Source organism: Aeromonas sp. DNRA1, from assembly GCF_963888745.1.
Lineage (GTDB): Bacteria > Pseudomonadota > Gammaproteobacteria > Enterobacterales > Aeromonadaceae > Aeromonas > Aeromonas hydrophila.
Genome location: NZ_CAWPKQ010000003.1, coordinates 167,974 through 181,154 on the forward strand (window position 1 = coordinate 167,974; position 13,181 = coordinate 181,154).

Below are 13,181 nucleotides of genomic sequence, written 5' to 3' on the forward strand. Positions count from 1 at the left end.
AGCAATTGCAAGGAACAAGAGTCATGAGAATGCACCACAAGGCCATGCTGGCCATCGCCTGCACCGCCGCCCTGTCCGCCTGCGACAGCGAGAAGGCGGCCAACAGCATCGCCAAGCGCGCGCCGCTGCCGTTGCCCGATGCCGGCGTCTATGAGGCAAACCTGCTCAGCCGCGATGGCGATCAGGGGCCGCTCAAGATGATCAAGGGAGTGGAGGGATTGGCGCTGGTCTATCCCAAGGGGGATGGCGAGCAGCGCTGGGGCGTCTGGGTCGAGAACGACGGCAAGTCGATTACCTCTTCGCAATGGATGGGGCAGGCGGCCCAGAAGGAGAACAAGGAGGGCATCTATCCAGTGCTGCTGGAGCGCACCTCGGTGCGGGGCAAGCGGCTCGATGCCCAGAGCAACGACCACAACCTCATCAGCTTTCAAGACAAAGCGGTAACCGATCTGGCTGGCAAGGAGGTCAAGCGCTGGACCTTTGACTTCAGCCGTACCGGCACCCAGTTCCGGGATCCGGATCAGAGTACCGCCCTTTATCGCGACTGGAGCGGCCACCTTGCCGTGAGCAAGCTCGCCGCCCGGACGATCACCAGCGACAGCTGGCGGGTGGCAGAGGACGCCGGCTTTGGCGATGCCATGGTGGGGCTGATCCGCAGTACCAACAATGGCGGCGCCCTGACCCTGGAGATCGAATTTCCCAAGGCGGGCTGTACCCTGACCGGCAAGGGCAGTGCAGAGTCTGGCAAGGGGCTCAGCAAGCTTAACCTGAGCGGGTTTGGCAAGTGCAGCTTCAAGGCATCAAGCGATCTCAGCCCGCTTGAGAACAAGTGGATGCTGGGCCTGGCCAAGGCCAAAGAGGGGGCAACGGCCTACGTCGCCGCATTCGAGATGCCGGATACCCGCAAGACGACCCTGGTGGTGGGCTTCCCCGAACAGCATGGTCTGATGATGGTGGGCGACAAGCAGCCCTGATCCCGTCTTGATATCCCGCCCAGCACTGCGTTGTTACCCCGGCCTGGCCGGGGTTTTTGATGCCGTGTGGGCTGTCACCAGAGACAAGCAAGGGGCAAGGCTTAGTAGCCGGTCATCTCCAGATAACCGACGCCCTTGGCGTCTCCCGAGACGGACACCGCCCCCTCCCAGTAGTCAAAGCGTCCCGTCATGGCCTGATTAGGCTGTCGAGCCTGAATACGGAGGTTGAGATCCCCGGCCTTAAGCTGCCACTCGATGGGGTAGGCTTGCCCCTTGGGGCCGCGCCAGGTCTTGCCGGGGGTGAGGCGGATCTGCTCAGGATCCAGCACCCGGCTGCTGCCGTCCCGTTCAATCAGGATGCCATAGCGGTTCTCCGGCTTGTTTTCGGAATTGGCGCGGCCTGTCTTGGTGCGCAGGCGAAACAGCATCAGCTCGCGGCTATCGTCAAATTGCAGCGAAAACCAGTCCCAGCCCGATTGCCACTCGGCCAATACCGAGCTGCTCCACTCGTGATCAAACCACCCCTCACCGCTGACGTTGCGGGTCTCCCCATCCAGGGTCAAGGTGCCGCTGATGGTCAGGCGCGGGTAGGAGTAGTAGAAGGAGGCGTTGCCCGGGCTCTTCTCGCTGTAACCCTGTTTGCCCTGCAGCACCGCCGGCTTGGCGGCGCTCACCTTCACATCAAGATCTCCCGCCTTGCTCTGCACCTTGAGGGTGGCGGGAAAGAGCGATTCCCCTTGAGAGGCCAGCACCCACTCTTTCAGCCAATACTGACCGCCGCCGGCACCGGCGAGCCCTGGCCCCTGGCGGCTGGTGCGCTCGTCCTGCTGGTGGCTGCCTTTGCTCAAATCCGTGATGGCGAACTGGGCCAGCCAGAGCTGGGGGGTGAGCCAGGGGTTGTCGGATGTTATCTCCTGCTCGATACCCTGACGAAACAGGGTCCACTGCATGCCGTAGCCGCGCCCCTGCTCGTCTTTGAGGTTGCCGGTGAGATACCACCACTCGGATCGGTAGTCGGGGTGGGCAGCGTGATCCGTGGGCAGACGGATGGACTGGCCCGGCAGGGCCTTTTTGAAGTGATCGCTGCCGCCACCAAGGATGGCGCCCAGATCGCTGGCCTGCGCGTTGCCGCTTATGGCAACAAGCGGGATCAAGAGGGTTGCGAGCCAAGAGGACAAGATTCCCCTCACCCTGGCTCTCTCCCGAAGGGAGAGGGGATGGTTCGCGGCAGCTCTGTGCGCTTCTCTGCGCTGAATCAAGGGCGGTGGCAGATATGTAGTCAATGGGAACGTCAAGCCATGGCTGAGCCAGTGCGCTAACCAATATTTCATACCACTCTCCTTGCGGCGTACCAGGATGCAAGCGCGCCACAGACAGGGGCGAGCAGGAGCGCCGTGACGGCGTGCAAGGGGGCGGCCTCGAAGGCCAGCCGCCAGCCGAAGGCGCGGGGGTTGACCACCTCGATCAGCACCCAGGCAAGGCCATAGCCCACCGGCAGGGCCAGCAGCGCGGTGAGCAGCCCGAGGCCCGCCCCCTGCCACACCAGCAACCGGCGGCAGTGGCGCGGGCTCAAGCCAAGGCTTTGCAGGGTCTGCAACTCGCCGCGCCGGGCCAGCCCCAGCACCATGAAGGCCGAGCCGATGCCGACGAAAGCGATCCCCAGGATCAGCAACTTCAATAGCTCGGTCACCACGAAGGTCTGATCGAACACCCTGAGGGCGGCGGTATGGATGGCGGGGGCGGGCAACAGGTTCACCCGCTCGCCAAACTGGGCCCGCAGGCGATCGGCGAGGCGATCAACGTGCGGGCTGAAGAGGGCCAGGGATTGTACCTTGCCCCCTTCGAAGGCGTGCAGTATCTGCCCCTTGTCGCTGCCGTAATCCTGATAGACGCCGGTGACGGTGAAGGTGCGTGGCCCCTGCTCGCCGCTCACCTCGAGGCGCTGCCCCACCTTGACCCCGAGGCGTACCGTCAGCGGTTCGCTCGCCAGCACCTCGTCGGGAGCGGCGGGCCAGCGCCCGGCCAGCAGCGGATAGGCGGCTTTGAGCTCGGGGATAAAGTCCATCTGCGCCCACTCGATGGGCTGCCCCTGCCAGCGGGCCGGGTGCACCGAGCGGCGCGAGGCGGCGCGCACGTCCGGCGCGGCGAGGATGGTGTTGAGGGTCTGCTCGCTCAGGGCGCCCTTGCTGCCGGCCACCCCCTTGGGGGCGGTGACGTAGAGATCGGCGGCCAGGCGCTGGCCGAGCCAGATCTCCACGCTCGAGCGAAAGCTCGACACCATGACCCCGATGCCGATGGCTGCGGCGATGGCCAGTTGCAGCGCCATCACCGCGATGGCGGTGCGATCCAGGTGATAGAGGGTTTCGGCCACCCCGAGCCGGGCGCTGAGGGAGCCGCGCTCGCGTCGGCGCAGCCGGCCCAGCACGGCGCGCAGCACATCGGGCAGGGCGAGCGCCATGGCCAGCAGCCAGCCGCCGGCCACGAAGAGGGCGCCGCCCAGCCCGGTTTCTGGCCGCCACAGACAGAGCGCGCAGAGCAGCAGGATGACGATGGCGAGCCCTCGACGTTGCCAGGGATGAGCCGGCGGGCGGCTGTTGCCCTCTCGCAGCTCTAGTGGGGATTGGCGCAGCAGTTGCCACCAGCCGGGCAGGTTGGCGGCAAGGGTGCCAGCCAAGCCAATCACCAGCGCCTTGCCAAGGCTGGCGGGGGAGAGGCGCAGCAGGTCGATGGGGTTGGGGCCATAAAGGTCGGCCAGCGCCTGGGTGAGCTGCCCCATCAGGGCCAGGGCCAGCAGGCTTCCCAGCAGCAGCCCGAGCAGGGTGCCGATGCTGGCGAGGATCAGGATCTCCAGGGTCAGCCAGCGCAGCAGCCGGCGCGGCGGCATGCCGAGGATGATGAGCTGGGCCAGCTGGTGGCGGCGCACGCTCTGCACGAAGCGCTGGGCGTTGAACACCAAAAACAATCCTACCGCCATGGCGAGCAGGGAGAGCGCCGTGAGGTTCAGCGCCAGCGCATCGCCGAGCTGGCTGGCATCGAGGGCCGGGCTGATGGGCTCAAGCCAGAGGGGCTGATGGGGGGCATAGGATTGCAGGGCCGCCTGCAAGGCTCTTTGCAAGGTATTGGCCTCACCCTCGCTGAGCTTGAAGACGATGCGATCGAGCCGCCCTTCCTTGCCCAGCAGCGGCTGGGCGAGGCCGATGTCCGTCACCAGCAGCCGCTCCATGGGCACGGCGCCGGGTTCGAAGGTGCCGGCCAGGGTGAGGGTCAGCGGGCGGGGTGGCGCCCCTTCACCGCCACCCAGCACGAAGCGGCGGCTCTGGCCCGTTTGCCAGCCAAGGCGCTTGGCTTCGGGGGCTGCCAGCCAGATGCTGTCGGCGCGGGTGAGGGAGAAGGTGGGCTCTTTGTCCGGCGCGGCGCCAAACAGCCGGCGCAAGGGGCCGGGGTTGAACAGATCCATCCCCAGCAGCTGAAAACTGCGCCCCTGTTCATCTTGCAGCCAGCCGTGCAGCTGGGGCATGGCGTCGAGGTTCGGCTGGCTGCGCACCAGCGTCACATAGATCTGCTCGTCCAGCCCGCCGTCCGGCGCCAGCCGGTAGTTCGCTTCCCCCGCCAGCTGGCTGCGGGCGGCGACGAAGTTGGTGCGGGCGCTGTGGTTCAAGAGCTCGATGGCCACCACCAAAGAGACCCCCAGGGTGAGCCCGACCAGGCTCATCAACAGCAGCCAGGGATGAGCGCGATAGAGGCGCAGCAGCGCCTTGAGCGGCAGCGGCAACATCACAGCCCTCCGTGGTGGGCGTCAGTCATGGCGGCGCCCCTTGAGCTCGACCAGCTGGCCCCCTTCGAGGCGCAGCACCCGATCTGCCAGGGCGCCATAGGCGGGGTTGTGGCTCACCAGCAAGAGGCCGGCGCCGGTGCCCCGCACCGCCGTCATCATCAGCGCCATCACCTGCTCGGCGTTGTGTTCATCGAGACTCCCGGTGGGCTCGTCGGCGAGTAGCCACTTCGGCTGGTGAATGAGGGCGCGGGCCAGCGCCACCCGCTGACGCTGGCCGCCGGAGAGCTGCTCCGGCCAGGCGTGGCGCTTGTGGGCGAGATCGAGGCGCTCCAGCAGGCCGTCGATGCGTGTCTCATCGCGGGCAAGCTGGTTGATGGCAAGGGGCAGGGCGAGGTTCTCGGCCACGGTCAGGGTCGGCAGCAGGTTGAAGTCCTGATAGACGATGCCGAAATGGCGGCCACGCAGGCGGGCCCGCTCGTCCGGCGACTGGTTGTCGAGGCGGGTCTCCCCCAGCCAGATCTCCCCCTCATCCGGGGGGAGGAGGCCGGCGATGAGGTTGAGCAGGGTCGACTTGCCGCAGCCGCTCTGCCCAAGCAGCAGGGTGATCTCGCCGGCCGCCAGGGTCAGATCAAGGTGGTGAAACAGCGGCAGCCGTTCGCTGCCGTTATCGAAGCTCTTGCCGAGATTGCGCAGATTCAGCATGGGATAACCGGTTGATGGCCAATGGCTTTCATTACGTGCCCTCGGCTCGCCTCAGGGTGAGTGCCACTATGCCAGTTAGTGATCAAGGCTGCAAAAGAGGTGAGGATCCTGGCTGGATCCCGCTCGCCTGTGGTGGTTAGAATAGGGGCCTCCATGGGTCACAGGATGCGCAAGGATGTTACACAAGCAAGTCAGTTTTATCGTCGACAGCAAGGGCGCCAAGCAGGCTGCCGTGGTCCCCATCGAGATTTACAACGAGCTGATGACCCTGCAAAAGGCGCTCTCCGACAACAAGCCGGGCGAGCGCGAGCTCTACCACTTCAACGGCAAGGGAGCCGAGGCGCACGGTTATCCGGTGGGCAAGCGGCAGAACCCCGGCTTCATGGTGCTGGCGGGCTCCACCGCCAACGGCGAGGATGCGGCTTCCCTGCGCGAGGCGGTGATCGAACTGCGCCAGGAGCTGCTGGGCAAGGGGATCCTGGCCCCGCGCAGCGAAGGGGGCTTCGTCTTTACCGCCGATCAGCTGTTCAACAGCCCGAGCCTGGCCGCGAGCCTGGTGGCGGGCAACAACCGAAGCGGGCTGGATGCCTGGCAGAACAGTGCCGGCTACACACTCAAACGCTCGGGGTTTGGCAAGAAATAACCCTGATGGCAGGGGCAAGGCGCGCCGCCTGATCTTGCGCCCCTGATGCAAGCGTTCGCCCACCCGGGCCTGGCGCGAGCAGGGAGAGGGCAGGGGGTGACCTCCCTGTCCACTGCCAGCCTCAAAACCAGACGGTTTCCAAGAGAGGGGCCCCATGTCTGGATCTGCACGTCTGTTTTCTTCGGCCATCCTCGGCCTCTTCTGCGCCCCCGCGCTCGCCGACGGCGGCCCTCTGCCCATGACGCACACCGGCGCCGGCCTCTTTGCTCTGGCCATCTTCGCCCTGGCCTATGCCCTGGTGATGGCGGAAGAGTACCTGAAACTGCGCAAGTCCAAGCCCGTGCTGGTGGCGGCCGGCATCATCTGGATCGTCATCGGTATCGTCTATGCCGGACAGGGGCAGAGCCCGCTGGCGGTGGCGGGATTTCGCCAGACGCTGCTGGCGTACGCCGAGCTGATGCTCTTCTTGCTGGTGGCCATGACCTATGTCAACGCCATGGAGGACAGGCTGCTGTTCGACGCCCTGCGCGCCCGCCTGGTACGCACCAGGCTCAGCCTGCGCTCCCTGTTCTGGCTGACGGGGATCCTCGCCTTCTTCATCTCCCCGGTGGTGGACAACCTCACCACGGCGCTCTTGATGTGCACCGTCGTGCTCCATGTGGCCAACGGGGAGCGCCGCTTCATCAACCTGGCCTGCATCAATATCGTGGTGGCGGCCAATGCGGGCGGCGCCTTCAGCCCCTTTGGCGACATCACCACCCTGATGGTGTGGCAGGCAGGCCAGGTGCCCTTCGAGCAGTTTCTGCTGCTGTTCGTGCCCGCCCTGCTCAACTTCCTGGTGCCGGCCACCCTGATGAGCCTGATGGTGCCGCGCCATGCCCCCACCATGAGCCATGAGCGGGTGGTGCTCAGACGCGGGGCCTTCACCATAGTGCTGCTCTTCCTGCTCACCATAGTGACCGCGGTCGCCTGCCATCACTTCCTGGCTCTGCCCCCCGTGCTCGGCATGATGATGGGGCTCGGCTATTTGCAGTTCTTCGGCTTCTACCTGCGCAAGACGCAGCCCGTTACCCTGGCCCGCGAGCGGGCGCTGTACGCGCGCACCGGCGACGAGGCCCGGCTGCTGCGCCTGGGCTCCATGGTGCCGTTCGACGTGTTCAACAAGATAGCCAAGGCGGAGTGGGACACCCTGCTCTTCTTCTACGGGGTGGTGATGTGCGTCGGCGGGCTTGGCTTCATGGGCTATCTGGCGCTCGCCTCCCAGCTGCTCTACCAGGGGGATCCGACCCTGGCCAACGTGGCCATCGGCCTGCTCTCCGCCCTTATCGACAACATCCCTGTGATGTACGGGGTCCTCTCCATGGTGCCGCAGATGAGCTCGGGGCAATGGTTGCTGGTGACCCTGACCACCGGCGTGGGGGGCAGTTTGCTCTCCATCGGCTCGGCGGCCGGGGTGGCCCTGATGGGGCAGGCGAGGGGCATGTACACCTTCGTTGGCCACCTCAAGTGGTTGCCCGCCATTCTGCTTGGCTATATGGTCGGCATAGGGGCGCACCTGTGGCTCAACAGCGCCCTGTTCTGAGCGTGATCATGGAGAGACAGACAAGATGGGACAACTGTTCGAGGCGCTCTCGCCGCGCCATGTGGCCTTCATCGAGGCACAGAAGATCTTCTTCGTCGGCACGGCGGCCGCAGAGGGGACGGTCAATCTCTCCCCCAAGGGCGGGGACTCGCTGAGGGTCATTGACCCCCACACCCTGGCCTGGCTCAACCTGACCGGCAGCGGCAACGAGTCGGCGGCCCATGTGCTGCAACACCCGCGCATGACGGTGATGTTCTGCGCCTTCGAGGGGGCACCGCTGATCCTGCGGGCCTATGGCCGGGCACGGGTGCTGCACCGGAGTGATCCTGAGTGGTCGTCGTCCTTGGCACGTTTCTCCCCAAGCGTCGCGGCCCGCCAGATCTTCCTGCTGGACATAGCGCGCGTCCAGGCCTCCTGCGGCATGTCGGTGCCTCTGTATGCGTACCAGGGGGACAGGGAGGATCTCGCCAACTGGTCTGAGTGCCAGGGCCGGGAGGGGATTGAAGCCTACTGGCGCAAGAAGAATCAGCTGAGCCTGGATGGGCTGGAGAGCGAGATCCTGGTGCGAAGCGGACTCTCGCCGGACCCCTGAGGGGCCGCGCACACGAAAGCGAACACAAAAAAGCCCTGTCCATGGACAGGGCTTGGTCATTCTTGGGGCCCTCAGGCGCGCTTGCCGGTGAGCAGCCAGTAGCAGAGCGCCGAGCCAAACCCGCAGCCGGCGATGGCGATGGCCATCGGCAGCGGCGATTCGGGGGGATTGAGGTTGACCAGCACCCCCACCAGGGCGCCGATGCCAAAGCGCAAGGTGCCCGCCAGCGCCGAGGCGGTGCCCGCGGACTGCGGGAAGTGACCCATCAGGCCGGTCATGGCGTTGGCCCCCACCAGGCTGATGTGGCCGACAAACAGCACCACCGGAATGACGATGCCCCACAGGCCGCCGGTCTGGCTCCAGGCGTTGTAGATAAGCAGGGCGCCGGCGCAGGGCAGCACCAGCAGGCCATATTGCAGCATGCGCTCGGCGCCCACCCCCTTCACCAGCCGGCTGTTGACGAAGGTGACCACCATCATCAGCAGGATGTTGAGGCCGAACAGCCAGCCATAGTGCTCGGTCGGCACCTTGAAGTACTCGATGTAGACATAGGGGGAGGCGCTGATAAAGGCGAACATGCCCGAGCTCGACAGGGCGCCGCACAGCACGTAACCCATGGCGCCACGATGGGAGAGCACGCCCCAGTAGTTGCGCAGCACCTGGCCCAGGTTGAGGGGTTGCTTGTGCTCAGGCTTCAGGGTCTCCTGAATTTTCCACTGCATCACCAGGCAGATGAGCAGGCTGATCCCCATCAGCAGCCAGAAGATCACCCGCCAGTCGCTGTGGGCACTGATGTAGCCGCCCACCACCGGCGCCACTAGGGGCGCGAGCGTCATCACCAGGATCACGAACGACATGGCGCGGGAGAAGGCCTCCTTCTCGAACAGGTCGCGCAGCAGCGCATTGACCACCACAGAGCCGGCCGCCCCGCCGGCTGCCTGCAACATCCGGTAGGCCAGCAGCTCGGGCAGGGAGTCCGCCATGGCGCAGCCCACCGAGGCGATGGCAAACATCACCAGCCCCGCCAGGATCACCGGTTTGCGGCCATAGCTGTCGGCGAGCGGGCCGTAGAACAGCTGGCCGATGGCAAAGCCGCCCAGAAAGGCGCTGATGGTGAGCTGGGCGCCGTCGATGCTGGTGGCCAGATCCCGGGCAATGGCCGGAATGGCGGGCAGGTACATGTCCACCGCGAGCGGCGTGAGGCCTGCCAGGGCGCCGAGCAGGATGAACAGAAAACGGGGGGAGAGGGGGGCGTGGGGCATAGGCTATCCAGTCTTGATGAGTGCGAAGTCAGGGAGTGACAAACATCCAGTCTACCAGTTTTGGTGACGGGGGTGATCCTGTATGCCGAGCCACAGGCCGGGCTCGGCGTGAAAGCGGGGGGCAAACCAGACTCGCTGGCCACCTGCGGGCAGATCCTCCGGGTCGAGGGGACGCCGGCTGAGCCGGCAGGCCCCTTGCGCCAATGCAAGGCGTGCATCCCCCTGATACCAGCCGTCGGTGACGGGCAGGGCCGTGGTCTCGCGCAGCAGCCTCACTCCCCACTGGGTCACCAGCGCCGGGCACGCCTGCTCGGCCAGTCTGGCGGCCCGGGTCATGGCTGGCGCCGCCGGCGGGGTGAGGGTGCAGAGCAGCAGCACGAGGGCTCCCAGCATGGCCGCCAGCTCGCCCCGGCGTGGCAGCATGCCCGCCAGCAGCACAAGGCCGAGCAGGGTGATGGGGGCCAGATGGCGGGGATTGTCCGGATTCTGGCCAAACAGGGTCCAGAGCAGCAGGGCAAGCCAGTAGAGGGACCAGGTCGGGGAGAGGGCGGCGCTATGGCCCTTGCATCGTTGCCACAGCGGCTGCACCAGCAGTCCCCCGACAGCTAGGGGCCAGAGTGGGGTGAGCTGCTCGTTGAAGGTCTTCGCCCAGCTCAGCAGCCGATCGCCGTGGGCCGCCGCCGTGTTGCCCCACAAGGTAAAGTGACCGTCGGTAAAGCGGCGCCCCTCGCTGAAATAGGCCCAGCCATCGGCCTGCCAGACAAACATCAGGCAGGCTAGCCCCACCAGCGTGATGGGGAGCATAAACCTGACGCGCATTCCCTTTTGCGCCATCCCCAGCCAAAGGGGCAGCAGGGCCAGCACGAAGTAGGAGGGGCGCAGCGCCAGCATCAGGCCCAGCAGCAGACCCGCCAGCGCGATTTTGCGCTGTTGCAAGGCCAGGAGAGCTCCGAGCCAGGCGGCCAGCGCCGGCCCGTCAGAGAGGCCGGAGAGCGCCAGAGTCGGGGTGAGCGGCAGGGCCAGCACCAGCAGCCAGACCGGCGCCAGCAGGCTGGGCCGTTGCCACAACTTGACCGCCAGCGAGGCGGCGAGCGGCGCCAGCAAACTGCTCCCCAACAGGCTTGCCCACTGCACCGCGCGGGCCGGTTCGTCCACCGCCAGATTGATCAGCCGCGCCAGCCAGATAAAGGCGGGGTAGCCCGGAAAGTGGGGGGAAAACTCCAGCACGCTGAAACGCACCACCCCGTGGGCGAAGTTGAGGGCATCGTCGGAATCGAGGGCCACCGGGAAGGCCAGCAGCCAACCAAGCCAGACCAGTTGTAGAAGGATCAGCAAGTAGGGTCGATTGGCGAAGCGTAATCGGCCATGGTGACGCCCCCCTTCTCCCCTTGTGGGAGAAGGGTCGGGGATGAGGGGGGCCGTCGTCATCAATGAGAGGTCATCAAAGTGCGTAGGGTGGGTAGCGCGCAGCGAAACCCACCGCTTGTCACAGCGAGGTGGCGCAGTGATGGGCAGGTAGCCATCAGAGCGGCGCCAGCACGGCCATCAGCGCTTTTTCTGCATCGCTAAAGGCGGCCGCATCGGCGGGCTTGGCGCCCACCCCGAACACCCCCGGGTTACCGATGGCATCGAGCACCTTGGCCAGCGCCTGCTCGGCGGCCTTGCGATCCCCTTCACTGAGGGAGGGGAGGATCAAATCGAGGAAGCGCTTGCTCTTGACCACCAGCACCTTGGCGGTCTGGTAGTCGCCAAGGTTCTGGCTGGCCCCCTCGAGGCGGCGTTCGATCTCCGCCTTGTAGGCCCGGTTGAGCAGAGCCGCGGTAGCCGCGGCGTCTTTGGCCTTGATGGCGGCCGCGAGCGGTGCTTGCAGCTCAACCTTGTGGTGCTCCTCCAGATAGGTCAGCTCCTCGGCGATCTCGCTCAAGGTGGCACTGGCATCCTTGCCGTCAGTGGCGGCGCCCAGCAGTGCCTCGCGAGCATCGATCAGCGGCTCCTTGCCGGCAGCGGCGTAGGAGTAAGCCTGCGCCTGCCCGCTCAGGGCCAGCAGCAGGGTGAGGGCAAGTAAACCCGGGCGGATGGTCATCCTCTTCTCCTTGTTTGTTTATGGCGCGGCCATCAGGCCACGCTCTGGGTCTCAATCACGGTATTTTCGTTGCGATGATTGAAGGTGTTGCGGCGTCTGTCTGCCTGTTGAACACCTGTCATCGTGCTCACGCCACGCTCTGGGTCTCGATCACGGTGTTTTCGTTGCGATGGTTGAAGATGGCGTGGCGTCTGTCCACCCCGTCGATCACCATGTCAGCGGCCATCATCCCCATCTCCATGGCGGTGTCGGTGAAGATGTAGCGGAATGTCCCCTGACGGCCGGTCATGATGAGGTTGGTGATGGGCATCAGCGCCTTGATGGCCTCGTTGCGGCGGGCCTGATAACCGAGGTCCATCAGCGGATAGGCGTACTCGCTGCGCGCTTCGAAGGTCTCATCGCCAAGTTTGGCGGTATCGACGCCGAGGCTGGCGAGATCAGTGGTGACCCGGCCGCGCAGATCAGCGAGCGGCGCCTGCCAGGTGGCATCCCCCGGATTGCAGGGGATCTCCAGCATCACCGAGGTCTGGCCCTGGGGCGCCATAAAGGGACTGCGGCGGCGCGGCTCCTGCAAGCGGGTGGCCAGGATATGGGGGTCGGAGAGGTACTGCCAGGTGTTGTCCGACAGGTTCTCCTGTTTGAGCGGCATATTGACGAAGCGCAGCGACCGGTAGTGCAGATCGCACGGCAAGCCCAGATGCTGGCAGGTGAGCGGCAGCGGCAGGGTGGAGATCACCTGATCAAATCGCTCGCTCTGTTCAATCCCCTGCTGTTGCCAATAGACCCGTTCGATACGGCCATCAGCCTGCTCAAGGCGGGTGATGGTGGCGCCGGTTTTCAGCTCAACCCCCTCGGCCACCAGCCGCTCCCCCAGGGTGGTGAAGATCTGGCCGAAGCCATATTTTGGGTAGCGGTACTTGCGGGCATAGGTGCGCACCGAGATGCTGCCGTTGCGTCTTGGCAGCAGGCGGCGCGCCACGTCTTTGAGGTCGATCAGGCTGATGCGCTGGCCAGCCCAGTCGGCGGAGAGCTGGTCCGGGTTGATGCCCCACAGCTTGCCGGTGTAGCCCTCGAAGAACTGGCGATAGAGGGTGCGACCGAAGTGGCTCTGGATCCACTCGGCAAAGCTCGCCTTGGCAAAATCGGTGGGCTTCCTGGCAAAGGGTAACAGCAGCAGATCCTTCACCGCCCCGGCCATCAGGGCGAGCGGCGCCGTCTTGAGCAGATTGGGCAGGTTCAAGGGGTAGTCATAGGTGCGCCCGCCAAAGCGGATCACGCTCTTGCGCTCTGCGTGGAGCAGATCGTCCCCCATCAGCTCGTCGATAAAGGCGAGCAGTTCGGGGTTCTTGGTGATGAAGCGGTGGCCGCCGTAGTCGAAGCGATACTCACCGTCGCGCCCCTTGAAGGTCTGGGTGGCGCACATGCCGCCCACCACGCTCTCCTGCTCGAACAGGGTGACCGCAAAACCGGCCTGGCGCAGGCGCCAGGCGGCCATCAGACCGGCCGGGCCGGCGCCCAGTACCGCAATGTGTTGTGTGTTGTTGTCGCTCATGACTCTTTATCCGAAA

11 protein-coding genes are annotated in these 13,181 nt (G+C 65.5%); 4 read left to right on the forward strand and 7 right to left on the reverse strand.

Features of this window, described 5'->3' with window-relative positions; all coding sequences use genetic code 11:
* Positions 1-29 precede the first annotated feature (29 nt).
* Entirely contained in the window at positions 30-974 is a 945-nt protein-coding gene (locus tag AACQ43_RS10840) for a hypothetical protein (RefSeq protein ID WP_168967608.1), read from the forward strand.
* A gap of 101 nt (positions 975-1,075) precedes the next feature.
* Here AACQ43_RS10840 and AACQ43_RS10845 read toward each other — a convergent pair whose 3' ends face one another.
* The 3 genes from AACQ43_RS10845 to AACQ43_RS10855 all read right to left on the reverse strand — a co-directional run bounded on the left by AACQ43_RS10845 (position 1,076) and on the right by AACQ43_RS10855 (position 5,451).
* A complete protein-coding gene (locus AACQ43_RS10845) occupies positions 1,076-2,128 on the reverse strand; it encodes a lipocalin-like domain-containing protein (RefSeq protein ID WP_168967609.1) in 1,053 nt (350 codons plus the stop codon).
* Positions 2,129-2,301: 173 nt separating this feature from the next.
* Positions 2,302-4,749, reverse strand: coding sequence for an FtsX-like permease family protein (locus AACQ43_RS10850; protein ID WP_168967253.1), 2,448 nt, complete (start codon positions 4,747-4,749; stop codon positions 2,302-2,304).
* Positions 4,750-4,770: 21 nt separating this feature from the next.
* The gene (locus AACQ43_RS10855) at positions 4,771-5,451 is read right to left on the reverse strand and encodes an ABC transporter ATP-binding protein (protein WP_168967254.1); all 681 of its coding nucleotides are present in this window, start codon (positions 5,449-5,451) and stop codon (positions 4,771-4,773) included.
* A 175-nt stretch (positions 5,452-5,626) separates the two neighbouring features.
* Between AACQ43_RS10855 and AACQ43_RS10860 the strand changes: the two genes are divergently transcribed.
* From AACQ43_RS10860 to AACQ43_RS10870, 3 genes are all read left to right on the forward strand, one after another.
* Entirely contained in the window at positions 5,627-6,094 is a 468-nt protein-coding gene (locus AACQ43_RS10860; protein ID WP_005302024.1) for a DUF4357 domain-containing protein, read from the forward strand.
* Between the two features lie 154 nt (positions 6,095-6,248).
* On the forward strand, positions 6,249-7,676 hold the full coding sequence (gene nhaD / locus AACQ43_RS10865; protein WP_168967255.1) for a sodium:proton antiporter NhaD: 1,428 nt from the start codon (positions 6,249-6,251) through the stop codon (positions 7,674-7,676).
* Positions 7,677-7,701: 25 nt separating this feature from the next.
* Positions 7,702-8,268, forward strand: coding sequence for a pyridoxamine 5'-phosphate oxidase family protein (locus AACQ43_RS10870; protein WP_168967256.1), 567 nt, complete (start codon positions 7,702-7,704; stop codon positions 8,266-8,268).
* A 71-nt stretch (positions 8,269-8,339) separates the two neighbouring features.
* Here the strand turns inward: AACQ43_RS10870 and AACQ43_RS10875 are convergent, their stop codons facing one another.
* The 4 genes from AACQ43_RS10875 to AACQ43_RS10890 form a co-directional block, all read right to left on the reverse strand.
* The gene (locus tag AACQ43_RS10875; RefSeq protein WP_017778872.1) at positions 8,340-9,530 is read right to left on the reverse strand and encodes a Bcr/CflA family multidrug efflux MFS transporter; all 1,191 of its coding nucleotides are present in this window, start codon (positions 9,528-9,530) and stop codon (positions 8,340-8,342) included.
* A 51-nt stretch (positions 9,531-9,581) separates the two neighbouring features.
* Positions 9,582-10,865, reverse strand: coding sequence for a hypothetical protein (locus tag AACQ43_RS10880; protein ID WP_168967257.1), 1,284 nt, complete (start codon positions 10,863-10,865; stop codon positions 9,582-9,584).
* Between the two features lie 187 nt (positions 10,866-11,052).
* A complete protein-coding gene (locus AACQ43_RS10885) occupies positions 11,053-11,613 on the reverse strand; it encodes a hypothetical protein (RefSeq protein WP_005302010.1) in 561 nt (186 codons plus the stop codon).
* A 127-nt stretch (positions 11,614-11,740) separates the two neighbouring features.
* Entirely contained in the window at positions 11,741-13,165 is a 1,425-nt protein-coding gene (locus AACQ43_RS10890; protein WP_168967258.1) for an FAD-dependent oxidoreductase, read from the reverse strand.
* Between the last annotated feature and the right edge of the window lie 16 nt (positions 13,166-13,181).